The 23,537-nt window shown below is 73.6% G+C and carries 20 protein-coding genes and 1 riboswitch; of the genes, 16 read left to right on the top strand and 4 right to left on the bottom strand.

What is annotated here, in order from left to right:
• Positions 1-24 precede the first annotated feature (24 nt).
• The 7 genes from QRT03_RS29305 to QRT03_RS29275 all read left to right on the top strand — a co-directional run bounded on the left by QRT03_RS29305 (position 25) and on the right by QRT03_RS29275 (position 8,172).
• Complete coding sequence (locus QRT03_RS29305; RefSeq protein ID WP_286056703.1) at positions 25-1,236, top strand: LLM class flavin-dependent oxidoreductase; 1,212 nt, start codon at positions 25-27, stop codon at positions 1,234-1,236.
• Complete coding sequence (locus QRT03_RS29300) at positions 1,233-2,606, top strand: NtaA/DmoA family FMN-dependent monooxygenase (protein ID WP_286056702.1); 1,374 nt, start codon at positions 1,233-1,235, stop codon at positions 2,604-2,606. The genes QRT03_RS29305 and QRT03_RS29300 overlap by 4 nt, the downstream gene beginning before the upstream one ends.
• Positions 2,603-4,201, top strand: a complete 1,599-nt coding sequence (locus QRT03_RS29295; RefSeq protein ID WP_286056701.1) for an ABC transporter substrate-binding protein — start codon at positions 2,603-2,605, stop codon at positions 4,199-4,201. The genes QRT03_RS29300 and QRT03_RS29295 overlap by 4 nt, the downstream gene beginning before the upstream one ends.
• The gene (locus tag QRT03_RS29290) at positions 4,183-5,136 is read left to right on the top strand and encodes an ABC transporter permease (protein WP_286056700.1); all 954 of its coding nucleotides are present in this window, start codon (positions 4,183-4,185) and stop codon (positions 5,134-5,136) included. The genes QRT03_RS29295 and QRT03_RS29290 overlap by 19 nt, the downstream gene beginning before the upstream one ends.
• Positions 5,133-6,038 carry an ABC transporter permease gene (locus QRT03_RS29285; protein WP_286056699.1) on the top strand — a complete coding sequence of 302 codons (906 nt, stop codon included), beginning with the start codon at positions 5,133-5,135 and terminating at the stop codon, positions 6,036-6,038. The genes QRT03_RS29290 and QRT03_RS29285 overlap by 4 nt, the downstream gene beginning before the upstream one ends.
• Positions 6,035-7,684, top strand: a complete 1,650-nt coding sequence (locus tag QRT03_RS29280; protein ID WP_286056698.1) for a dipeptide ABC transporter ATP-binding protein — start codon at positions 6,035-6,037, stop codon at positions 7,682-7,684. Before QRT03_RS29285 ends, QRT03_RS29280 begins: the two co-directional genes overlap by 4 nt.
• A 218-nt stretch (positions 7,685-7,902) precedes the next feature.
• A complete protein-coding gene (locus tag QRT03_RS29275; protein ID WP_345783308.1) occupies positions 7,903-8,172 on the top strand; it encodes a DUF4440 domain-containing protein in 270 nt (89 codons plus the stop codon).
• Positions 8,173-8,270: 98 nt separating this feature from the next.
• Here QRT03_RS29275 and QRT03_RS29270 read toward each other — a convergent pair whose 3' ends face one another.
• A complete protein-coding gene (locus tag QRT03_RS29270; RefSeq protein WP_286056697.1) occupies positions 8,271-9,515 on the bottom strand; it encodes an acyl-CoA dehydrogenase family protein in 1,245 nt (414 codons plus the stop codon).
• Between the two features lie 420 nt (positions 9,516-9,935).
• Here QRT03_RS29270 and QRT03_RS29265 point away from each other — a divergent pair, with 420 nt between their 5' ends.
• Together QRT03_RS29265 and QRT03_RS29260 are read left to right on the top strand one after the other, a co-directional pair.
• Entirely contained in the window at positions 9,936-10,151 is a 216-nt protein-coding gene (locus QRT03_RS29265) for a dodecin (RefSeq protein ID WP_286056696.1), read from the top strand.
• Between the two features lie 171 nt (positions 10,152-10,322).
• Complete coding sequence (locus tag QRT03_RS29260; protein ID WP_286056695.1) at positions 10,323-11,453, top strand: LLM class flavin-dependent oxidoreductase; 1,131 nt, start codon at positions 10,323-10,325, stop codon at positions 11,451-11,453.
• 124 nt (positions 11,454-11,577) lie between these two features.
• Here QRT03_RS29260 and QRT03_RS29255 read toward each other — a convergent pair whose 3' ends face one another.
• From QRT03_RS29255 to QRT03_RS29245, 3 genes are all read right to left on the bottom strand, one after another.
• Complete coding sequence (locus QRT03_RS29255; protein WP_286056694.1) at positions 11,578-12,672, bottom strand: LLM class flavin-dependent oxidoreductase; 1,095 nt, start codon at positions 12,670-12,672, stop codon at positions 11,578-11,580.
• 157 nt (positions 12,673-12,829) lie between these two features.
• A complete protein-coding gene (locus QRT03_RS29250) occupies positions 12,830-14,161 on the bottom strand; it encodes an aminotransferase class V-fold PLP-dependent enzyme (RefSeq protein ID WP_286056693.1) in 1,332 nt (443 codons plus the stop codon).
• 35 nt (positions 14,162-14,196) lie between these two features.
• A riboswitch (SAM riboswitch) is annotated at positions 14,197-14,311 on the bottom strand.
• A 4-nt stretch (positions 14,312-14,315) separates the two neighbouring features.
• Entirely contained in the window at positions 14,316-15,881 is a 1,566-nt protein-coding gene (locus tag QRT03_RS29245; RefSeq protein WP_286056692.1) for an APC family permease, read from the bottom strand.
• A 104-nt stretch (positions 15,882-15,985) separates the two neighbouring features.
• Here QRT03_RS29245 and QRT03_RS29240 point away from each other — a divergent pair, with 104 nt between their 5' ends.
• The 7 genes from QRT03_RS29240 to QRT03_RS29210 all read left to right on the top strand — a co-directional run bounded on the left by QRT03_RS29240 (position 15,986) and on the right by QRT03_RS29210 (position 23,503).
• Positions 15,986-16,411, top strand: a complete 426-nt coding sequence (locus QRT03_RS29240; protein WP_286056691.1) for a hypothetical protein — start codon at positions 15,986-15,988, stop codon at positions 16,409-16,411.
• Positions 16,412-16,579: 168 nt separating this feature from the next.
• Positions 16,580-17,293 (top strand): GNAT family N-acetyltransferase, encoded by a 714-nt coding sequence (locus QRT03_RS29235; RefSeq protein ID WP_286056690.1) that lies wholly within the window; start codon positions 16,580-16,582, stop codon positions 17,291-17,293.
• Positions 17,290-18,396 carry an LLM class flavin-dependent oxidoreductase gene (locus QRT03_RS29230; protein WP_286056689.1) on the top strand — a complete coding sequence of 369 codons (1,107 nt, stop codon included), beginning with the start codon at positions 17,290-17,292 and terminating at the stop codon, positions 18,394-18,396. Before QRT03_RS29235 ends, QRT03_RS29230 begins: the two co-directional genes overlap by 4 nt.
• Positions 18,393-19,706, top strand: coding sequence for an LLM class flavin-dependent oxidoreductase (locus QRT03_RS29225; RefSeq protein ID WP_286056688.1), 1,314 nt, complete (start codon positions 18,393-18,395; stop codon positions 19,704-19,706). The genes QRT03_RS29230 and QRT03_RS29225 overlap by 4 nt, the downstream gene beginning before the upstream one ends.
• Positions 19,703-20,986 (top strand): pyridoxal-phosphate dependent enzyme, encoded by a 1,284-nt coding sequence (locus tag QRT03_RS29220; protein WP_286056687.1) that lies wholly within the window; start codon positions 19,703-19,705, stop codon positions 20,984-20,986. The genes QRT03_RS29225 and QRT03_RS29220 overlap by 4 nt, the downstream gene beginning before the upstream one ends.
• A gap of 161 nt (positions 20,987-21,147) precedes the next feature.
• Positions 21,148-21,975: a prolipoprotein diacylglyceryl transferase gene (locus QRT03_RS29215; RefSeq protein ID WP_286056686.1), complete on the top strand. Its 828-nt coding sequence runs from the start codon at positions 21,148-21,150 to the stop codon at positions 21,973-21,975.
• Positions 21,976-22,306: 331 nt separating this feature from the next.
• Positions 22,307-23,503: a trans-sulfuration enzyme family protein gene (locus QRT03_RS29210; RefSeq protein WP_286056685.1), complete on the top strand. Its 1,197-nt coding sequence runs from the start codon at positions 22,307-22,309 to the stop codon at positions 23,501-23,503.
• Positions 23,504-23,537 lie beyond the last annotated feature (34 nt).

Raw genomic sequence — 23,537 nt, 5'->3', positions numbered from 1 at the left:
TCCATCCCAGGAGCGCGGTACCCCATGTCTGGATCACCCCTGCCGCTGCACGTCGCCGTCGCCCTCGACGGTGCGGGCTGGCACCCCGCCGCCTGGCGCGAACCCGGCGCCCGCCCTGACCAGCTGTTCTCGGCCCGGTACTGGACCGACCTCGTGCGCACCGCCGAGCGCGGCCTGCTCGACCTCGTCACGATCGAGGACGCCCTCGGCCTGCAGTCCGGCGACCACCTCGCCGAGCCGGAGCGCCGCACCGACCGCCTGCAGGGCCGCCTCGACGCCGAGCTGATCGCCGCGTTCGTCGCGCCGCTGACCAGCCGGATCGGGCTCGTCCCGACCGTCACGACCACGCACACCGAGCCGTTCCACGTCGCCTCGGCGCTGGCCACCCTCGACCACGACTCCCGCGGCCGCGCCGGCTGGCGGGTCCAGACCTCCGTCCGTCCCGACGAGGCCGCACACTTCGGGCGCCGGACGATCGCCGGGCTACGCCGCGACGAGCTGGACACGCCGGCGGCGAAGGCCCTGGTCGCCGAGCTGTTCGGCGAGGCCACCGACGCGATCGAGGTGGTCCGGCGGCTCTGGGACTCCTGGGAGGACGACGCCGAGATCCGCGACGTGACCTCCGGGAGGTTCCTCGACCGCGCCAAGCTGCACCACGTCGACTTCGTCGGCGAGCAGTTCTCGGTCCGCGGGCCGTCGATCGTGCCGCGACCGCCGCAGGGACAACCCCTCGTCGTCTCCCTCGGCCACGGCGACGAGCCGTACCGCCTCGCCGCCCGGGGCGGGGACGTCCTGTTCGTCACCCCGCACGACGCGCACGAGGCCCGCGGGATCGTCGGGCGGGTCCGGGAGATCGAGGGCGAGACCGCTCGCGAGGAGCCGCTCCGGATCCTCGCCGACCTGGTCGTCCTGCTCGCGGACACCGACGACGAGGCCCGCGAGCGGCTCGAGCGCCTCGACGCGATCGACCCGGTGTCGAGCGACGCCGCCGTCCTCGCGACCACGCCCTCCGCCCTCGCGGACCTGCTCGTCTCCTGGCAGGAGGCCGGCCTGGACGGCTACCGGCTGCGCCCCGCTGTCCTGCCGACCGACCTCGACCGCATCGTCGACGGCCTCGTCCCCGAGCTCCAGCGCCGCGGTGCGTTCCGCACCGTGTACGCCGAGCCGACCCTGCGCGAGCGCTTCGGCCTGCCCCGTCCCGTCAGCCGCTACGCCACCGCAGGGAGCCCCGCATGAGCGACCGCAAGCAGATCGTGCTGGGTGCCTACTTCCCCGGCGTCAACCACGACACCGTCTGGAGCGACCCGGCGTCGGGGAGCCACATCGACTTCGCCTCGTTCGAGCACTGGGCCCGCACCGCCGAGCGCGGCAAGCTGGACCTGCTCTTCCTCGCCGAGGGTCTACGCATCCGGACCCGCGGCGAGGACTTCTTCGACCAGGACGTCGTCGGGCGGCCGGACACCTTCACGGTGCTCGCCTCGCTCGCCGCGGTCACGGAGCACATCGGTCTCGCCGGGACGATCAACTCGACGTTCAACGAGCCCTACGAGCTGGCCCGGAAGTTCGCCACGCTCGACGTGCTCTCCGGTGGCCGTGCCGCGTGGAACGTCGTCACCAGCTCCGACGCACCGACGGGCGAGAACTTCCGCCACGGCGGCTACCTCGGGCACCACCAGCGCTACGAGCGGGCGGGCGAGACGCTGGCCGCGGTCCGCACGCTCTGGGACTCGTGGGGGTCGGACGCGGTCGTCGCCGACCCGGCGTCGGGGACGTTCCTGCGCGACGGCCACGTCGGCGACTTCGCATTGCACGGGAACCAGTTCGACATCGCCGGCCGCTTCACCGTGCCCCGCAGCCCGCAGGGCCACCCGGTGATCCTGCAGGCCGGGGAGTCCCCCGCCGGCCGCGACTTCGCGGCCGCGAACGCCGACGCGATCTTCTCGCGCTACCAGAAGTTCGAGGAGGCGCGGGCGTTCTTCGACGACGTCAAGGCCCGGGTCGCGAAGGCCGGCCGGAACCCCGACGAGGTGCGGATCCTGCCGTCGGCCGGGGTCGTGCTCGGCGACACCGAGGCCCAGGCCCGCGAGCGGCACGCCGAGATCCACGACCGCCAGGTCGACCCGTGGACCGCGATCGTGCTCGCCGAGATGGTGTGGAACCGCGACCTCTCGGCCTACGACCCGGACGGCCCGCTCCCCGACGTCGACCCCACGCCCGAGGCCCCGACCTGGATCCGCGGGCGCGCCCCGCTGACCCAGGACGCGCACGCCACCGCGAAGGCGTGGCGGGAGATCGCCGACGCCCGCGGGCTGTCGCTGCGCGAGACGGTCAAGCACGTGTTCGACCGGGCGGTGTTCGTCGGCACCCCGGAGCACGTCGCCGACGAGATCGACCGCTACGTCCAGGCCGACGCCTGCGACGGCTTCATCCTCGGCTCCCACGTGAGCCCGACCGGCCTCGACGAGATCGTCGAGAAGGTCGTCCCGATCCTCGCCGACCGCGGGGTGTTCCGTACCGACTACGAAAGAGGCACGTTGCGCGAGAACCTCGGGCTGGCTTCCCCGGCCCGCTTCGGTGAGCGTCGTCCGTCGGTGGTGGCCTCGTGAGACTCACCGTCCCCGCGTTCCTGACGGCGGGTCTGCTCGCCCTGGCCGCCTGCAGCAGCGGCGCGGGCGGGTCCGGCGAGGACGCCGGCCCGCCCCGGCCCGGCGGCACGCTCGTGTTCGCGGTGTCCAGCGACGCCGGGTGCGCCGACCCCGCGCAGGTCGGCAGCAACGACTCGATCTACTCGATGCGCCAGATCGTCGACTCGCTCACCGACCAGGACCCGGCCACCGGCGACATCAAGCCGTGGCTCGCGACCTCGTGGTCGTCGAACCCGCAGGCCACCGAGTGGACCTTCCAGTTGCGCCCGGGTGCGACGTTCTCCGACGGCGCCCCGGTCGATGCGAACGCGGTCAAGGCGAACTTCGACCGCGTGCCGTCCCTCGGCGCCCGCGGCACGCTGCCGAAGGGCTACCTCGCGGGCTACCAGGGCACGACCGTGACGAGCCCGACGTCGTTCACGGTGCGGTTCGCCCAGCCCAACGTGCAGTTCCTGCAGGGCACCTCGACCCACAGCCTCGGCCTGGTGTCCCCCGCGAGCGCGGCGCAGACCGACGACCAGCGCTGCGCGGGCGTGATCGGGTCCGGGCCGTTCGTGCTGGCCTCGTACACGAAGAACCAGGCCACGGTTCTGACGAAGCGGCCCGGCTACTCCTGGGGCTCGTCGCTGTTCACCCACCCCGGCGAGGCCTACCTCGACCGCGCCGAGTTCCGGGTCGTCCCGGAGTCCGGCGTGCGGACCGGCAGCCTGCAGTCCGGCGAGGTCGACGCGATCGCGAGCATCGGCCCGCAGGACGAGGCGCCGCTCGCCGGCGCCGGGATCGACCTGCCGTCGCGCGCCAATCCGGGGACACCGTTCGGGATCGTGTTCAACCAGGCGACGCCGCTCGGCGCCGACCCGGCCGTGCGCGAGGCCGTCTCGACCGCGATCAACCGGCAGGAGGTCGTGTCGGCGGTCTACACCTCGCAGACGAAGCCGGCGACCTCTGCGCTGGCATCCACGACGCCGGACTACGCCGACCAGTCCGCGGTGCTCCCGTTCGACCCGAACCGGGCGAACCAGGCGCTCGACGCCGCCGGCTGGGTCCGGGGGCCGGACGGCATCCGGGCGAAGGCCGGAGCGCGGCTGACGCTGCCGCTGCTCTACGCGCCGGTCATCGCGACCAACCGACCGGCGCTCGAACTGCTCCAGCAGCAGCTGCGCGCCGTCGGGATCGACCTCCAGCTGCAGGAACGGCCGGTGTCCGACACCGCGACCATCCAGCAGAGCGGGCAGTTCACCGCGGCCTGGCTCAACGTCAGCCGGGCCGACCCGGACATCCTGCGTGCGCAGTACGGAAGCGCCGGCTCGAACGTCTTCCGCTTCCCGGCCGGCACCCCCCTCGACGGGCTGCTCGTCGCGCAGGCCGGGACGCTCGACCCCGCGCAGCGCACGCAGATCGTGGCCCAGGCCCAGCAGCAGCTGGTCGCGCAGCACCTGGTCGTGCCGGTCGCGGAGCTCACCACGACGCTCGCGGTCGGTCCGGCCGCGCACTCCGTCGCCTTCGACGCCTCGTCGCGTATCCAGCTGCACGACACGTGGAAGTCGGCACCGTGATCTATCTCCTGCGCCGGCTCGGGTTCGCGGCCCTCGTCCTGTGGGCGTCGTACACCGTGTCGTTCGCCGTGCTCTACCTCCTGGCCGACCCGGTGGCGACGCTCGTCGCCCGGGCGTCGGACGGGACGGCGATCACGACGGCCGAGCTGGACGCGTTGCGGGCCCGCTACGGGCTCGACCAGCCGGTGCCGGTGCAGTACCTGGAGCGGCTCGGCGCGGCACTTCGGGGTGACCTCGGGACGTCCTTCGTCAACGGTCAGCCCGTCGGCCGCACGATCGCCGAGGCGCTGCCCCCGACCCTGCAGATCGCGACGGCGGGGCTGGTCCTCGCCGTCGTGTTCGGCGCCGGGGTCGCGCTGACCGCCACCTACACGCGGAGCCGCTGGCTCGCACAGGTCCTGATGGGCCTGCCGTCGCTCGCGGTGTCGCTGCCGGTGTTCTGGGTCGGGCTGATGCTGGTCCAGCTGTTCTCGTTCCAGCTCGGGTGGCTGCCCGCCGTCGGGGCGCGCGGGCCGGCTGCGCTGATCCTCCCGGCGGTCACCCTGGCGCTGCCGACGGGCGCGCTGATCGCCCAGGTGCTCGTCAAGAGCATGTCGACCGCCCTGACCGAGCCGTACGTGACGACAGCGCGGGCCAAGGGGGTCGGGCCGCTCGCGGTCCACCTCCGGCACGCGCTGGGCAACGCCGCGATCCCGGCGCTGACCGTGCTCGGGTACGTAACGGGCAACCTGCTGGCCGGGACGGTCGTCGTCGAGACGGTGTTCACCCGCCCCGGCCTCGGGCGGACCACCGTCGAGGCGGTCGCCGACCAGGACGTCCCGCTCGTCCAGGGCGTCGTGCTGTTCGCGGCGCTCGTGTTCGTGCTGGTGAACCTCTCCGTCGACCTGATCTATCCCCTGCTCGACCCCCGCGTCACCCAGGCGGTGCCCGCATGACCGAACTGCTCGATCCGAGGACCGACCGCGGGGAGGCGGCCCCGGCCCCGTCGTCGGGAACGCCCTCGGCGCAGGGCCGTGCGCGCCTCGGCCGCTTCCTGCGGCGCCGTCCGGGGCTCGTCGTCTCGATCCTGGTGATCGTGTTCGTGCTGGTCTCGGCCGTGTTCCCGGCGCTGTTCGCCCCGGGCGACCCGACCCTCGCCGTCCCGCGACAGCGCTCGCTGCCGCCCGGGCCGGGGCACTGGTTCGGCACCGACTACCTGGGGCGCGACGTGTGGACCCGCGTCGTGCACGGCACCTCGCTGTCGCTGCAGGCCACCCTGATCGCGGTGGCGGTCGCGCTCGTCGTCGGCGGCCTGATCGGGCTGCTCGCCGGCTTCGTCGGGGGCTGGGTGGACGAGGTGCTCATGCGCGTCGTCGACGTCCTCCTCGCGATCCCGCCGATCCTGCTGGCGCTCGCCCTGATCGCCGCGCTCGGCTTCGGCACGACGAACGTGGCGATCGCGGTCGGCGTCGCGAGCGTGGCGCAGTTCGCCCGCGTGATGCGCGCAGAGACCCTGCGGGTGCGCGGCACCGTGTACGTCGAAGCGGCACGGGCGGTCGGGACGCGGTGGTGGGTGACGCTGGGCCGGCACGTGCTGCCGAACGCGGCTGGTCCGGTGCTCGTGCTCGCGGTGCTGGAGTTCGGGCTCGCGATCCTCGCGGTGTCGTCGCTGTCGTTCCTCGGCTACGGCGCGCCGCCCCCCGCCCCGGAGTGGGGGTCGCTGGTGGCCGAGGGCCGCAACTACCTGGCGACCGCCTGGTGGATGTGCGCCATGCCCGGCCTGACGATCGCCGCGACCGTGCTCTCGGTGAACCGCGTCTCGAAGGCGCTCGACGGCGAGTGGGGGCGGGACCGGTGAGCTCGGAGACGAAGCGCAGCGGAGCTCGACCATCGACGCTGTTACGCGTGCAGGACCTGCAGGTCGACTACCGCGTCGCCGGCGGCACCGTCGACGCCCTGCGCGGGGTCGACCTCGAGGTCGCGGCCGGCGAGGTCGTGGCCGTCGTCGGGGAGTCCGGGTCCGGGAAGTCGACGTTGGCGCAGGCCGTGATCGGGCTGCTGCCCGCCAACGGAGCCGTCCGGGCCGGCAGCGTCGCGCTCGACGGCGAGGAGCTGCTGGGCCGTTCGGAGAAGGCGCTGCGCTCGGTGCGCGGTGCCCGGATCGGCCTGGTCCCGCAGGACCCGGGCGTCTCTCTGAACCCGGTGCAGAAGGTCGGTACCCAGGTCGCCGAGGTGCTGCGGGTGCACGCCCTGGCCGACCGGCGGTCCGCCCCGGCGCGGGCCGTAGAGCTGCTGGAACGCGCCGGCATCCCGGACGCGGCGGTGCGCGCGGGCCAGTACCCGCACGAACTCTCGGGCGGCCTGCGGCAGCGGGCGCTGATCGCGGTCGCGATCGCCGCCTCCCCCGCTCTGCTCATCGCCGACGAGCCGACGAGTGCGCTCGACGCGACCGTGGCGCGCCAGATCCTCGACCACCTCGACACGCTGCGCGCGGAGACCGGCAGCGCCCTACTGCTGGTCACCCACGACCTCGGTGTGGCCGCCGACCGGGCCGACCGCATCGTCGTGATGTCGCAGGGCCGGATCGTCGAACAGGGACCGACCGCAGAGATCCTCGACCGGCCGACGCACCCCTACACGCGGGAGCTGCTCGCGGCCGCGCCCGGGCTCGCCGTCGTGGACGCCCTTCCGCCGGTCTCCGCGACCGGGACGCCGATCGCGGAGGTCCGCGGGCTGGTCAAGGACTTCCCGCTGCCCCGGACGCGCGGGTCGTTCCGGCGCGAGCACCTGCGGGCCGTGGACGACGTGTCGTTCACGATCTCCCGCGGCGAGACGCTCGCGCTCGTCGGGGAGTCCGGGTCGGGCAAGTCGACCACCGCGCGACTGCTGCTGCGCCTGGCCGACCCGACGTCGGGACAGGTGTTCCTCGACGGCGCGGACATCACGACGGTGCGCGGGTCGGCCTGGCGGGACCTGCGGCGCCGCGCCCAGCTCGTCTACCAGAACCCCTTCGCCTCGCTCGACCCCCGCTTCCCCGTGCGCGAGGTGATCACCGAGCCGCTGCGCGCGTTCGGCGTCGGGTCGCGCGACGACCAGGCTGCGCGGGCGGCCGAGCTGGTCGACCGGGTGGCGCTGCCGGCGTCGATGCTCGACCGGCGGCCGGTGGAGCTCTCGGGCGGGCAGCGCCAGCGGGTGGCGATCGCCCGGGCGCTCGCCCTGTCCCCGGACCTCGTGGTGTGCGACGAGCCGGTCTCCGCGCTCGACGTGTCCGTGCAGGCGCAGGTGCTCGAGCTGCTGCACGAACTGCAGGAACGCGACGGGCTGTCCTACCTGTTCATCTCGCACGACCTCGCGGTGGTCCGCCGGGTCGCCCACCGGGTCGGTGTGATGCAGGGCGGGCGGTTGCTGGAACTGCGGCCCACGGGCGAGTTGTTCGACGACCCGCACCACGAGTACACCCGGACTTTGCTGGGCGCGATCGCCGGCCAGCAGGCGCGGGCGTGAGGACCCGACCCGGTCCTTGATCACTGGGACGTGGCCGATCCGTGGCCGTGGCGTCCGGATCCGCCACGTTCCGACGATCTTGGTCGGCGAACCGCGTTGCCCCACGCGGGTCCGGGCGCCCAGGGTGATCCGATGGACGACGAGCTGCGTGCGGTGATCGACCTCGAGCTCCGTCTGCTCGACCTCGAGGTCCGGCGGGCCCGAGAGCTGGCGGGCCGCTGATCGACCCGGAGTTCCGCGAGTACGGGGCCTCCGGGCGGGAGTGGGACCGCGAGTCGGTCCTCACGGTCGTGTTCGCCGCCGACCACGAGCCGCTGGACGTCTCCGACGAGGCGGCGGTCCGGCTCGCGGAGGACATCGTGCTCGTGACCTACCGGACCCGTCGTCGGGAACGGACCACGCTGCGCAGCTCGATCTGGCGACGGGATCCCGGCGGGCCCTGGCGCGTGCTGTTCCACCAGGGCACGCCGGTCCCGACACAGATGTAGCGGATCCGGACGCCCAGGCCTCGGGCCCGCGGCCGCCAGGCCCTGCCGGCACACCGCGCCCGGCCCCGAGAGGGGACCGGGCGTGGTGTGTCCAGGTGTCAGCTGTACCAGGTCGGCTGGGGCAGCTCGCCGGTCAGCACGAAGCGGCCGACCTCGCGGCGCTTGTAGGCCACCGGGTCGTGCAGGGAGTGCGTGCGGACGTTGCGGTAGAAGCGGTCGAAGCCCAGCGACGCCTTCGTCGCACGCGCCCCGGTGAGCTCGAAGACGGCGTTGGACGCCGCGAGGGCGACGTCGGTGGCCACCGCCTTGGCCGCGGCCACGCGGACCTCGTGCTCGCCGCGCGCCTGCTCGGTGAGGGCGTCGGGGTCGCGGTGGATCTCCTGCTGCTCGGCGGCGACGGCGTCCGCGAGGGCCTCCGCGGCCCACAGCTTCGCGGTGAGGTCGCCGTAGCCGTCGATGATGTAGGGCTCGTCGGTGGCACGCTCATGGCCCCCGTGCAGCCAGGGGCGGGTGGTGGTCCGGGTGTACTCGGCCGCGGTGTCCAGCGCGCCCCGTGCGATCCCCAGGTAGAAGTTGACGAAGACCAGCTGGATGACCGGGACGTTGAGGGTGTTGTAGACCCGCGGCTGGAACACCTTGTCGCGGAAGCCGGCCGCCGCGGCCCACGGCACCCGGACCGCGTCAATGGTGACGCTGCCGGACTCGGTGAGGCGCTGGCCGATGTTGTCCCAGTCGTCGTGGAACACGATGCCGTCCTGCTGCGACGGTACGATCGCGAAGACGTGGGTCTCCGTGCCCGAGACGACACCCTCCAGCACGGTCACGTCGGAGACCCTGCTGCCGGTCGAGAACGACTTCTTGCCGTGGTAGACCAGCTCGTCGCCCTCGTCGTGGATGACGACGTCGTCGTCGCGCGGGTTGACCGCGCCGCCGAAGAACCACTGCTCGGTGGTGGCCTGGGACTCGACGGCGTCGATCTGTTCGGGCGTGCCCACGAGGCGCGCCGCCCAGAACCACAGGTAGTGGTAGCCCAGCAGCTGGCCGATCGAGCCGTCCCCCGCGGCGACCTCGCGGATCACCTGGTAGGCGAGCGTCCAGTCCTGGCCCCCGCCGCCCTGCGCCGTCGGGCCCAGGAGCGTGACCAGGCCGGCCCGCTTGAGCAGGGCCACCTCGTCGTACGGCGTCGCGCCCGCGGCGTCACGCTCCGCGGCGTCGACCTCGAGCACGCGCCGGACGAGGCGGGCACGCTCCAGCCACTCCTCGCGCGTGCGTGGTGTGGGCAGGGCGGTGAAGTCCGCCCCGCCGTCGCGGGCGGCGGTCACGGTCCGGGCTACCTCGGTCATGGCTGTCCTTCCACCGGGGATCTGCGCACGCCGGCGGCGCGCGGGAACGGGCCGCGAGGACCGCACGGCGGTGCGGATCCCCGGCCGGGGAACGGCGTGCGGGGACGCCGGGAGACCCGCGCGGACAAAGGCGCGGGGAGGGGCGCCGCAGCGGGCGCCGGGGACCGTCGAGGTCAGCCGCGACAGGCGCTGGAGCAGACCAGCAGGAGATCGACGTGACGACGGGAGGTCAGCAGTGCCATGACCGGCACCTCGTCTCCGCGTGTCACGCCGACCACCGAACCGCGGCACGACCGACGGTGTCAACGGGCGCGGCCGACGACGCGGTCCATTTCGAGGCCGCCGTCACATCAGGCGTTGCTCCCGGGTCGAGGTGGCCACTCCCGGAGTACTGATCATCCCTCGACACCGGGAGCTCCCATGGCGGACACCACGTACAGCAAGACCGAGATCGTCGGCACGTCGGATAAAGGCGTCGACGACGCGATCCGTGGCGCGATCTCCCGTGCCTCGCAGACGCTGAGCGAGATCGACTGGTTCGAGGTCACCGAGATCCGCGGGCACGTCGAGGACGGCGAGGTCGGCCACGTGCAGGTCACCCTGAAGGTCGGGTTCGCCCTCACCGACACGAAGTGACCGCGGGCGGCTCGTGCCTCCATTGACCTGCCGCCGCCCGCGGAGGACGGTGGAGGGCGTGCCGCTCCTGACGCGTCGGCGTCACGTCGACCTCGAGCGGGTCTGCTCCGCGACCTGAGGTGGGCCCCCTACCCGCCCCACCCGTCGTCGTGAACCTCCTGGAGCAGAGCCGTGCCCGTCGAGTTCCTCGGTATCGCCGCCACCAACGACGGGTCGGAGGTCGGCGCCCGCAGTGGCCCCGCCTTCGACCCCGACTACACCCTGCGCCTCGCCCGCGCCCACCGCGACCACGGGTGGGACCGCGTGCTCACGGCCTACTCGTCGGGCAGCCCCGACCCCGCGCAGGCCGCCACCTACATCCTCGACCACGTCGAGGGCCTGCAGCTGCTGGTGGCGCACCGGCCGAACCTGTCGATCCCCACCTTCGCGGCGAAGACGTTCGCGACGATGGACGTGATCGGCGGCGGGCGCGTGACGGTCCACGTCATCACCGGCGGCAGCGACCACGAGCAGGCCCGCGAGGGCGACCGGCTCCCCAAGGACGACCGCTACGGCCGCACCCGCGAGTACATGCAGATCCTCAAGCAGGCCTGGACCCGTACCGAGGCCTGGGACTACGCGGGCGAGCACTACGCCTTCGAGGACTTCGTCGCGGACGTCCGACCGCTGCAGTCGCCGCGGCCGAACCTGAGCTTCGGCGGGTCGTCGGCCGCGGCCTACGCCACCGGTGGGGCCGAGGCGGACATCTACGCACTGTGGGGCGAGCCGCTGGCCGACACCGCGGAGCAGATCCGCACCGTCCACGCGGCGGCCCGGGCGGCGGGGCGCACGACGATGCCACGCATCCAGGTCGCGTTCCGCCCGATCCTCGGGGTGACCGAGGAGGCGGCCTGGGAGAAGGCGTACGCGACGGTCGCGCGGATCGAGGAGCGCACCCAGGGCGGCACGGTGCCCCTGACGAACCGCCACCGGCTGCAGAATCCCGAGAACGCCGGGTCGCAGCGCCTGCTCGCCGTCGCCGAGCGGGGCGAGCGGTTCGACCGGGCGCTGTGGACGGTCACCGCGAAGGCGACCGGAGGCGGCGGGAACTCGAACGCGCTGGTCGGGACGCCGGAGACGGTCGCCGCAGCGCTGGTCGACTACTGGGACCTCGGCGTCGACATCCTGTCGGCCCGCGGCTACGACCTGCTCGCGGACGCCGAGGAGTTCGGCCGCGAGGTCATCCCGCTGGTGCGCGCGGAGGTGGCCCGCCGCGAGGCCGAGGGACGTCCGCGCGGGGTGGACACGCTGACGGCCGCGTAGGCGCTGCGGTCCGTCGCGAGCGGTGTGCGCGTCCGGTCACTGCCGCGACCTCGATCGACCTCCGACTGTGCCGCAGATCCGATTCCGGTGGAATCGGATCTGCGGCACCTCCGGGGACCCGACGTCACGCTCGGAGACCGGCCGCTCGCGCAGCGTCGTCGGGACCCCAGAGCGTCGTCGACACCTCCCGGCGCACCAGCGGGATCACCTCCTCGGCGAAGCTCGCCAGGACGTCCTGCTGCTGCCCGTAGGGCAGGACGGGGTTGATCGACACCGACTGGACGTCGTGGCGGTAGGCCTTGTGGTAGTCGAGGATCTTCTCCGCGACGCGCTCCGGGGTCCCGACGAGCGCCGGGCCGTGCGCGACCGCGTCCTCGATCGTCGTGAACGACATCGTCTTGCCCTTGCGGGCGTCGCCCGCGTGCGCGGCGGCGAGCTTGGCCGCCATGGCCTCGTAGATCGGGCGGTACTGCCGCACCGCCTCCTCGTCGGTCTCGGCCAGGAACAGCCCGCCGGAGCCGGAGCCGACGTAGCCGACCGACGGATCGTGCCCGTACTCGGCGAGCTTCTCCCGGTACCGGTCGATCAGGACGAGGTACGCCTCGCGGGGCTGCAGGGCGTTGGCGGAGAACAACGGGTCGCCCCACTGCGCGGCCAGGTCGACGGCCTGCGTGGACGTCGCGGACCCGTGCCAGATGCGGAACGGGCCGTCGAACGGACGCGGGAAGGTCGTGACGTCGTGCAGGTCGGCGTGGTGTGTTCCCGCCCAGTCCACGTGCTCGGAACGCAGCAGTCGGCAGAGCAGCTCGTAGTTCTCGGTGAGGTACTCGTACTGCCGGCCGAGCTCGAGGCCGAACATGCCGAAGTGGCGGTCCTCGTTGCCCTTGCCGATGACGATCTCCAGGCGGCCGCCGGAGAGCTGGTCGACGGTCGCGTAGTCCTCGGCCACGCGCACCGGGTCGAGCAGCGAGAGCACCGTGACGCCGGTGGAGAGCAGGATGCGCGAGGTGGCCTGCGCGAGGGCGCCGAGCAGCACCGTCGGCGCCGAGGACACGAACTCGCCCGCGTGCCGCTCCCCCACGGCGTAGGAGTCGACGCCGAGCGCCTCGGCGCGGACGGCGGTCTCGACGACGCGCGTGAGGCGCTCGTGGACCGAGATGATCTCCCCCGTCACCGGGTGCGGGGCGTGCGGGACGATGTCGAGGACCTGGAATCGCATGGGTGTGCCTTCACGACGACGGGGCTGGGGCCGAGGCGGGTCTCCTCAGCGACAGCCCTGCGCCGTCACGCGGAGCAGGTCCACGTGACGGCGGCGCGTCAGCTCGGGGCGCAGCACGCTTCGAGCGTCAACGGTCGTGCGGGCGGGTGTCAACCGCTCACCGGTCGCAGCCCGGCAGCCCGTCCCGGGCACCGACGCGGAGCGGGTCGAGGTCGCGGGGGTCCGGGGTCGGCACCCACCGGCCGTCGCGCTGCGCGTAGGTCCAGCCCGGGCCCCGCTCGACGAGCCGCGCGACCGCCGCGATCAGGCGCTCGACGTCCTCCGGGACCGTCGCCAGCCCCAGGCTCGCGCGGACGGCGTCCCCGCCGCCGGTGAGGCGGTCGAGCAGCGGGTGCGCGCAGAACCGGCCGTCGCGGACGCCGATGCCGAACTCCGCGGACAGGGCGGCCGCGACCAGCCCGGCGGGCAGGGCCTCGACGTCGAACGAGACGACCGCGACCTGGTCCGGCGCGTCGTCGAAGCACTCCAGCAGCCGCACCCCGGGGAGGTCGGACAGGCTGTCGCGCAGCCGGGCGGCGAGCGCGCGCTCGTGGGCCGGGACGACGGTGTCGACGACGGGCTCCAGCGCGCGACACGCGGCGGCCAGCGCGACGGCGCCGAGCAGGTTCGGGGTGCCGCCCTCGTGGCGCTGCGGGGCCGGCAGCCAGGCCGTGTCCGTCGCGCCGTCGGCCACCGCGACCGAGCGCACCGCTCCCCCGCCCGCGAGGTGCGCGGGCGCGGCGTCCAGCCAGTCCCGGCGCCCGACGAGCACCCCGGCACCGTAGGGCGCGTAGAGCTTGTGCCCGGACAGCGCGAGGTAGTCGGCGCCGAGCGCGGCGAGGTCGACCCGGCGGTGCGGGGCGAGCTGCGCAGCGTCGATCGCGACCCGGGCACCCGCGGCGTGCGCCAGCTCGACGATCGCGGTCAGCGGCAGAGTCTCGCCCGTGACGTTGGAGGCACCGGTCACGGCGACGAGGGCCGGCCGGTGGGTCCGGACGCCCTCGCGCAGGGCGTCGAGCGTCGCCGCGACGGTACGCCGGGCGGCGACGACGTGGTGCTCGGTGTGACGCCAGGCGAGCAGGGTCGCGTGGTGCTCGAGGTCGAGGGTGAGCACGGGACCCGGCACGGCCCGGGCGAGCAGGGCCAGGGCGTCCGTGGTGTTGCGGGTGAACACGACGACGTCGTCGACCCTCGAACCGACGAAGTGGCCGACGGTGTCCCGGGCCGACTCGAGCAGCGACGTGCACACCCGCGAGGTGTAGCCGGCCCCGCGGTGCACGCTCGCGTAGTAGGGCAGCACCTCGGCGACGTGGTCGGCCACCGCCCGCAGCGGCGGCGCGCTGGCGGCCGCGTCGAGGTCGGCGTAGCGGACGCGGCGCCCGTCGACGAGCGGGACCTCGAGGTCCGCGCCGACGGTCGGCGGCAGGGCAGGGCTCAGCACAGCGGTCATGACGGGGTCTCCCGACCCTCGGGGATCCGGGGCCGGATCCGCGCTTGCCGACGGCGGGTGTCGCGTCGGCCTGGTCATCACCCGGAGCACCCCACCGCGGAGGAGGGTTGCCGACCAGCGAGCCGGGGCTTGGCGCTGGCACTCGTGACCTGGGTCAGGACGCTAACACGGGCTCCCGCACCCCGGAACGGACCGCGACGGGGAACACCACCGCCGCCCACACCGCCACGACCACGGTGTCCCACGGCGCCGGGAGCACCCCGGCCCCGTCGAACGAGCCGAGACCCGAGAGCAGCGTCAGGACCAGCAGGTGCACGACGAGCCAGGCCCCGCGACGGAGCTCCTCGACCAGCGACCCCTCGCGGTCCCGGCGCCACAGGATCACGAACAGCGGCACGCCGATCAGGGTCAGCGGCAGCGCCAGGCGCAGGTCGGAGAACCCGGACCAGTAGACGAACAGCGTGGCCAGCACGAACGACACCGGCGTGATGATCCGCAGCCCCGGCACCCAGCCCGAGAGCCGCTCGGGCTCCCGTCGCCGGAACACCTCCGCGGCGACGGCCGCCGCGAGGTAGAGCAGCAGGTACAGCGTGCCCATCACGGACACGATCGACTGCCAGCCGGAGAAGGGCAGCAGGTAGACGACGATGACGGCGAGGTTGAGCAGCAGGGCCCGCCGCGGGATGCCCGACGACGGGTGCACCGCCATCAGAGCGCGCGGCAGCAGCCGGTTCTTGGCGAGCGCGTAGGTGTGCCGCGCGTCGACGGCCACCCCGACGAAGGCGGACCCGCCCGGTGAGACGACCGCGTCGCCGTAGAGCACCGCGGCCAGGAACCCGAGGTTCAGCGCGACCGCGAGCTGCCCGAACGGCGACTCGAAGTGGACGCCCTGCCAGCCGGCGCCGAGGGCATCGTCGGGAACGGCTCCGAGGAACGCGAGCTGCAGCCCGAGGTAGAGCAGCAGCGCGAGGCCGATCGAGCCGAGGACCGCGAGCGGCACGGTGCGCTGCGGGTTGCGGGCCTCGCCGGAGAAGTCGACCGGCGCCTGGAACCCGTTCAGCGAGTAGACGATCCCGCCGCCGGCCAGGGCCGAGAGCACCGCGGACCAGCCGTAGGGCGCGAAGCCGCCGTGGTCGGTGAGCCGCGCGGAGTCGAAACCCGAGGCGAGGAGCAGGACGACCGTCAGCAGCGGGACCGCGACCTTGACGACCGTCACCGCCGTGTTGACCCGCCCGAACAGCTTCACGCCGAACCAGTTCAGGGCGGTGAGGACGACCGACAGCACGATCGCGAACACCACGCCGGCGCCGGTCAGGGCGTCGTCGACGTAGAGCCAGGGCAGGTAGTAGCCCGCGTACTGGACGATCGCGGTCAGCTCGGCGGAGGTGGCACCGACCGAGAGCAGCACCGAGAACCCGATGACGGTGCCGGTGAGGCGCCCGCTCGCGTAGAGCGGCCAGCGCACGGTCCCGCCGCCCTCCGGCCGGGTCGCGCCCAGCTCGACCATCACCAGCGCGACGAGCGTCACCAGCACGCCCGCCACCAGCCAAGCGACCAGCGCGGCGGGCCCGGCGATCTGGGCGGCGTAGAGCGCGGCGAACAGCCAGCCCGACCCGACGATGTTCGAGAACCCGATGGCGGACAGCCCGCCCACGCCGAGGTGCCGGCGCAGGCGGCCCTCCTCGGCCTCGACGTCGGACGTGGGAGCGGTGTCCGTCATGGCCGCGAAGTGTGCGCCGCGTGAGCCCGGGCCGCGCGCCCGCGACGAGGTCAGGACCGGCACGACGGGGGTGTCGCACGGAACGCCTGTGGTTACCTGACCTCATGGACTGGACCTGGTCACGACTCGCGGCGTCCGCCGGTGGCCTGTTCGCGATCGCGGGGGCGGCGACGGTCGCGCTCGTCGGGCTCCCGACGACGGGTCCGGACGCGGCTCCTGCCCTCCCCGTGGCGGCAGCGCCGATCGTGCCCGCCGGCGCGGCTCCGGCCCTGATCGCACCGCCCGCGCCCGCCCCGACCTCCGCCGGCGGTCCGTCGGTCGACGTCCCGTCCCCGGTCGCCGGCACCCGCGCCGAGGCGCCTGCCGCCCGGGCCGCCGCCGGCACGCGCGACGTGCCCCGACCCGCCGTCGGGACGAAGGGGGACGACGCTGCGCGCGGGGAGGTCGGCGGCAAGGGGAAGGGCAAGGACAAGGGGCCCGGCGGGAACGAGGGCGGGGAGAAGGGCAAGGGGAAGGGCGGGGACGACTGATATTCCCGGTCGGCGCCCGGATGTTGCTCACCTGCCCGAACGCCCCGGACGTGGTTACGGTGGGCACGTGATCGTGCTCGTGTCGCGCCGCTGGCTCGACGGTCGGGGGTCTCCGGCCGGGCTGTAGGTCCGCCGGTGCCCGCACCCGGACCGACAGGGAGGACCCCGGTGGACGCCCCCACCACGACCGCGCTCGACGACCCGCTGCGCGCTGCCCTCGACGGGCCGCAGGCCGGTCTCGCGGTGCGCCACGGCGCCGCCGTGCGCTATCACCCCGACGTCGCGCCGTTCCTCGCCCCGCCGTGCGACGCGGCCGAGTGGGCCGACGCGGCGCACCTGGCCGGGCCCGGCGGCGTCGTCATCATCCGGGCGCCCGGGCCGGTCGACCTGCCGTCGGACTGGACCCTCGAGCGCGACCTCCCCGGCGTCCAGATGGTCCTTCCCGGCGATCGGCCGGTGCCGGTCGCGGCCGACGCCGACGTCGTGCGGCTCGGCACACCGGACGTCGACGAGATGCTGGCGCTGGTCGGGCGCACGAAGCCGGGCCCGTTCGCGCGCCGGACGCATGAGCTGGGCACGTACCTGGGCATCCGCGACCCGCTGGTCGGGCTCGCGGCCATGGCCGGGGAGCGCATGCACGTGCCCGGCGCGTGCGAGATCAGCGCCGTGTGCACCGATCCCGCGATGCGCGGGCACGGTCTCGCGACCCGGCTCGTGCTCGCCGTCGCCGCCGGCATCCGGGCGCGCGGGGAGACCCCCTTCCTGCACGCCGCCGCCGACAACACCACCGCCATCCGGCTCTACGCCGAACTCGGTTTCGTGCTGCGGGCCGAGCCGTCGTTCGTCGCCGTCCGCGCTCCGTCTCGTCCGGAGGACTCATGACCTTCCACCTCGCCGTCGCCCTGAACGACACGGGCTGGCACCCGGCGGCCCCACCCGGCGACACGCTCGACCCGGACTTCTGGGTCGCCCAGGTCCAGGAGGCCGAGCGGGGCCTGGCCACGCTGGTCACCCTGGAGGACGGGTTCGCCCGCCGGGGCCTGGACTCCGTGCTGATCGCGCTGCGGGCCGGCCCGCAGACCTCGCACGTCGGTCTCGTGCCGACGGTCGTCGCCACCCACACCGAGCCGTTCCACGTGTCGACGCAGATCGCGACGCTGGACTGGGTCACGCGCGGGCGGGCCGGCGAGCGGATCAAGGTGTCGACGGACCCGGGCGAGGCGGAGCTGTTCGGCCGCCGCGACCCGGCCGCGGAGAGCCGGGAGGCGCTGTTCGAGGAGGCGACCGACCACGTCGAGGTGCAGCGCCGCCTCTGGGACTCGTGGGAGGACGACGCCGAGATCCGCGACGCGTCGACGAACCGCTTCGTCGACCGCGACAAGCTGCACTACGTCGACTTCGTGGGCTCGCACTTCGCGGTGCGCGGCCCGTCGATCACGCCCCGACCGCCGCAGGGCCAGCCGATCGTGACCGCACTCGCGCACGTCGACACGGCCTACCGGCTCGCGGCGCGGTGCGCGGACCTCGTGTTCACCACGCCGGACGGCGTCGGGCGCGACGGGCCTACCGGCGACGCGGCCACGACGCTGCGTGGGGTGCGGTCGGCGGAGGCGGAGATCGGTCGCTCGGAGGAACCCACTCAGGTGCTCGGTGACCTGATCGTCTTCCTCGACGACGACGCGACCGCCGCGAGCACGCGCTGGACCCGGCTCGACGGCGAGCGGACGCTGCGCTCGGACGCGGCCGTGTTCGCCGGGACCGCCGACGAGCTCGCGAACCGGCTGGAGGGCTGGGCCGCGGCCGGGCTCGCCGGGGCGCGCCTGCGACCCGCCGTCGCCGACCACGACCTCCCCCGCATCACCCGCGACCTCGCCCCCGAGCTGGCCCGTCGCGGCCTGACCCGCACCGCCTACGAGGCGGACACCCTGCGGGGCCTGCTCGGCCTGGAGAAGCCCGCCGACCGCTACGCCGGAGCCTCGTCATGACCAAGAAGCAGATCCACCTCGCCGCGCACTTCCCGGGCGTCAACAACACGACCGTCTGGAGCGACCCGGCGTCGGGAAGCCACATCGACTTCTCGTCCTTCGAGCACTTCGCCCGGTCGGCCGAGCGCGGGCTCTTCGACTTCCTGTTCCTCGCCGAGGGCCTGCGCCTCCGCGAGCAGGGCGGGAAGATCTACGACCTGGACGTCATGGGGCGCCCGGACAACGTGTCGATCCTGCAGGCCATGGCCGCGGTGACGCAGCACATCGGGCTGGCGGGCACGGTCAACTCGACGTTCAACGAACCGCTGGACGTCGCCCGCAAGCTCGCCTCGCTGGACTTCCTGTCGAACGGGCGCGCGGCGTGGAACGTCGTGACGAGCTGGGACGAGTTCACCGGCGAGAACTTCCGCCGCGGGGGCTACCTGCCCAAGGAGAAGCGCTACCTGCGGGCGAAGGAGATGCTCGACGTCGCCAAGCGCCTCTGGGACACCGACGGCGGCGAGTTCGACATCCACACCGACCAGTTCGACATCACCGGCCGCTTCCCGCTGCCGCGCAGCCCGCAGGGCCACCCGGTGATCATCCAGGCGGGGGACTCCGAGGAGGGCCGCGAATTCGCCGCGAGCTCGGCGGACGCGATCTTCACCCGGCACGGCGAGAAGGAGGCCGGCCAGGAGTTCTACCGCGACGTGAAGGGCCGCCTCGCGAAGTTCGGCCGCCGCGAGGAGGACCTGAAGATCCTCCCGGCGGCGACGTTCGTGCTGGGCGACACCGAGGAGGAGGCCGCGGAGAACGCCCGCGAGGTCCAGTACCAGCAGGTCTCCCCCGCGACGGCGATCGCGTTCGCCGAGCAGGTGTGGAACCGCGACCTGTCCGACATCGATCCGGACGGTCCGGTGCCGAGCTTCGACCCGGTGACCGAGAACGACGTCGACTCCGGCCAGCACTTCTCCAAGGGCCGCGCGAGCGTGCGGATGTACCGGGACCCGGTCGCGACGGCGAACGAGTGGCGCGAGCTGGGCGAGGCGAACGGGTGGTCGCTGCGCGAGGTCGTGATCGCGAAGAACGGGCGGCACACGTTCGTCGGGACGCCGCAGCGGGTCGCGGACACGATCGACGACTTCGTGCAGTCGAACGCCTCCGACGGCTTCGTCCTCGTCCCGCACATCACGCCGGGCGGGATGGACCCGTTCGTCGACCAGGTCGTGCCGCTGCTGCAGGAGAAGGGATCGTTCCGCAGCTCCTACGAGGGCACGACGCTGCGGGAGAACCTGGGGCTCTCGCCGGTGCGAGCGCTCTCGCAGTCGTGAGTGGTCTCCTCGACCTCGTCGGTGGCACCCCGCTGGTGACGCTGCGCTCCGGGGTGCACGCCAAGCTCGAGTACCTGAACCCGGGGGGCTCGGTGAAGGACCGGGCCGCCCTGGCGATGGTGCTCGACGCCGAGTCCTCCGGGGCGCTGTGCCCGGGCGGGACGATCGTCGAGGGGACGTCGGGCAACACCGGGCTCGGGCTCGCGCAGGTCGCGGCGGCGCGCGGCTACCGGATGGTGTGCGTGCTGCCGGACAAGACCGCCGTCGAGAAGCTCGACGCCCTGCGGGCCTACGGCGCGGAGGTGGTGCTGACGCCGTCGGCGCTGCCGAAGGAGCACCCGAACCACGTCGTCGCGTGGGCCGCGCGGATCGCCCGCGAGACCGACGGCGGGTGGTGGGCCGACCAGTACGGCAATCCGGCGAACCCCGCGGTTCACTTCCGGACGACGGGTCCGGAGATCTGGGAGGCGACCTCCGGCCGGATCACGCACCTCGTCGCGACGATCGGCACCGGCGGCACGATCTCCGGCACCGGACGGTTCCTCAAGGAGGCCTCGGACGGGCGGGTCCAGGTGATCGGCGCGGACCCGGCGACCTCGTCGTACGGCGGCGGCGACGGCTCGCCCTTCGCGATCGAGGCGGCCGGGCACTACGTGCACCCGAAGACGGTCGACGACCCGTGGCCGGACTCGTACCACCGTGATGTCGTGGACGCCGTCGTCAGCGTCCCGGACCGCGCGTCGATCACCGCGTGCCGATCGCTGGCGCGGGACGAGGGCCTGCTGGTCGGCGGTTCCTCGGGGACGGCGTACGCGGTGGCGTCCTCGGTGACCGGTGACTGCGTCGTCGTGCTGCTCCCGGACTCCGGGCGGGCCTACCTGACGAAGTACCACTCGGACACTTGGGTGCGGCGGCAGGGCTTCGTGGACGGGGAGCTCGCCGGACTCGCGTCGCCCGTGGTGTCCGTGCCGGTGGGGACGCCGGTCGCGGAGGCGCGGCGTGTCCTGGAGGAGTCCGGGCAGCCGGCGCTGCCGGTGGTGCTGGCCGGGCGCTCGGACCGCTTCCCGCCGGCGGCCGGTGAGGTGCTGGCGCTCGTGACTTTCGCGGATCTGACCGCCGGCACTGTCGGGCCGGCCGCGGTTCCCCCGGTGGGACTCGGCGTCGGCGAGTCGGTGGCGGACGCGCTGGATCGTTTTCCCGACGGCGAAGTGGCGCACCTCGTGCGCGACGGCCGACTGGCGGGGCTGGTGACCCGGGCGGACCTGTCGTCGGGACGCTAGGGCTGCGAGAGGCGTGTGTGGTGCAGGCCCTCTCGGGGCGTAGGGACAGCCCGCGACAGTACGAGGGTCCACCCGATCTCCGCGAGCAGTCGTTCGCACGAGGCTCCTCATCACCACCCGGGAACCGGACAAAGGCTCCCGGATCACCCGAGGAGATCCTGATGAACGCCGACCGACACCACCTCCACCGCCCGGCCGCACCGTTCGCCCCGGAGTTCCCGGGGCCCGTTCCGCCGCCGAGCGGGCGGAAGCGCAGGCGTCCGATGGCAGCCAAGGTCGTGACCGGGGTGCTGGCCGCCACCGTGCTGCTCGGCGGCATCGGTGTCGCCGTCGGAGGTCCGATCGCGTCGCACGTGCAGGCCGCGGCGGCCGTCGCGACCGACGAGACCGGCCCGACCGACGAGAGCGCGAGCGCCGAGACCGAGACCGGCGAGACCCAGGCCACCGAATCCGAGACCGCCGAGACCGGGACCGAGATCGCCGAGACCGCCGGCACCGAGGCCGAGACCACCGAGGTCACCGAACCCGAGGCCACCGAACCCACCGAGCCCGAGGTCACCGAGCCCGAGGCCGGAACGCCCGAGGTCTCCGAGCCCGAGGTCACCGAGCCCGAGGCCGGAGCTCCCGAGGTCACCGAGCCCGAGGCCGGAACTCCCGAGGTCACCGAGCCCGAGGCTGGGAGCGACGCACGGACGACCAAGGCCGAGGAGGCCCGCGCCGAGTCCGACCGGGCGCAGGGCAGGCTGGCGGAGTCGCGGGACAAGCTCCGGGGCGCCAACGCGGAGATGCAGGCGCTGAAGGCCGAGTTCGACCGCCTCAAGGCCGACCCGAACCCCTCCCAGGCCCACGCGAACCGGATCGGCGCGGCCCACAAGGCGTGGAAGGACAGCATCGGCCGGTACTCCGACGCCTACGCCACCTACAAGGGCAGCGAGGCCGTGGCTCTCCGGGCGGACCAGAAGGCCGACGTCCTGGAGGCCGCACGCTAGGAACGGTCGAGGACCTGCGCCCGCCGCCGACGCCCGGCCCCGGTCACGGGGTCGGGCGTCGACGTGCGGCCGACGGACCTCGCGTACGCCGGCCGGCGGGCCTGGGGACTCCGGGTCGACCCGTCGTCGGGACACCAGGGCCACGTGCGGCGTGTCTGGTGCATGCCGCCGTCGCGCCGAGGTAGCGGATCCGAGGGCGGAGTGTCCGAATCCGCGACATCTGTGGTCCGGCTCCCCAGCAAGATCACCACAACGACGAGGATTCGAGGCCTGAGCGTCCGGATCCTCGTCGTTCCGGTGATCTTGGTCGACGGGCCGTACGTTCCAGCCCGTGACGGAGCGACCGGACAAGCACGACCCGTCGTCGTGCCGGCTGGAGACGCAGGCGGTGCACGGCGGGAACGCCGTCGACCCCGGCACGCGGGCGATCCGCACGCCGCTGGTGATGGCGAACTCGTACGCGTTGCCGGAGGACCCGTCGTCGCTGTCGTGGTCGGGCTTCGACACGCCGCTCTACACACGCAACTCCGGGGTCAACCAGATCGCCCTGCAGCGCAAGCTCGCCGCACTGGAGCACGCCGAGGACGCCGTCGTGCTGGCGTCCGGGGTCGCCGCGCTGCACGGGGTCTTCTTCAGCCTGCTGCGCACCGGGGACCACGCGGTGATCTCCGACGTGACCTACGAGGCGACATTCCGGCTGTTCCGGGACATCCTCCCCGCGCGGTACGGCGTGCGGGCGACGTTCGTGGACACCTCCGACCTCGACGCGGTGCGCGCCGCGATCCGGCCGGAGACGAGGCTGGTGCACACGGAGGTGGTCGCGAACCCGACGACGCGGGTGTGCGACATCCCGGCGGTCGCGGCGATCGCGCACGAGGCCGGCGCGCTGCTCTCCGTGGACTCCACGTTCACCCCGCCCCCGCTGTACCGCCCGCTGGAGCACGGCGCGGACCTCGTCGTGCACTCGCTGACGAAGTTCGTCAACGGGCACGGGGACGCGATGGGCGGAGCGGTCCTGGGGGCGACGGAGCTGCTCGACCCGATCCGCGCCGACGTCATGATCGACGTCGGCGGCGTGATCTCGCCGTTCAACGCCTGGCTGATCTCCCGCGGGGCGATCACCCTCCCGCTCCGGCTGCGGCAGCACCTGGCGTCGGCGCAGCGGGTGGCGGAGTTCCTGACGACGAGGCCCGAGGTCGCCTACGTCGCGTACCCCGGCCTGCCGTCGCACCCGCAGCACGACCTCGCGCTTCGCCTGTTCGACGGCGAGCCGCCCGGCGCGGTGATGGCTTTCGCCCTCGACGGCGATGCGGACACGCAGAACCGGTTCGTCGCGGATCTCCGGGTGATCACGTCAGCGGTGTCGGTGGGGCACGACGAGTCGCTGATCGTGCACGTCGGGCCGGACGGTCCGCGCGCGGCGCACTGGCCCGACGAGTTCCGCCGGTACGGCCACCTCCGGCTCTCGGTCGGGCTCGAGGACCCGGACGATCTCGTGGCCGACCTGGCTGGTGCGCTCGCGAGGTAGGGCCCGCCCCACCTCGGGAAGCGGGACGTCTCCC

This window comes from Actinomycetospora termitidis, from assembly GCF_030286555.1.
Taxonomy (GTDB): Bacteria; Actinomycetota; Actinomycetes; order Mycobacteriales; family Pseudonocardiaceae; genus Actinomycetospora; species Actinomycetospora termitidis.
The sequence above is the reverse complement of the archived record's forward strand: the minus strand, read 5'-3'. Positions and strand labels throughout refer to the sequence as shown.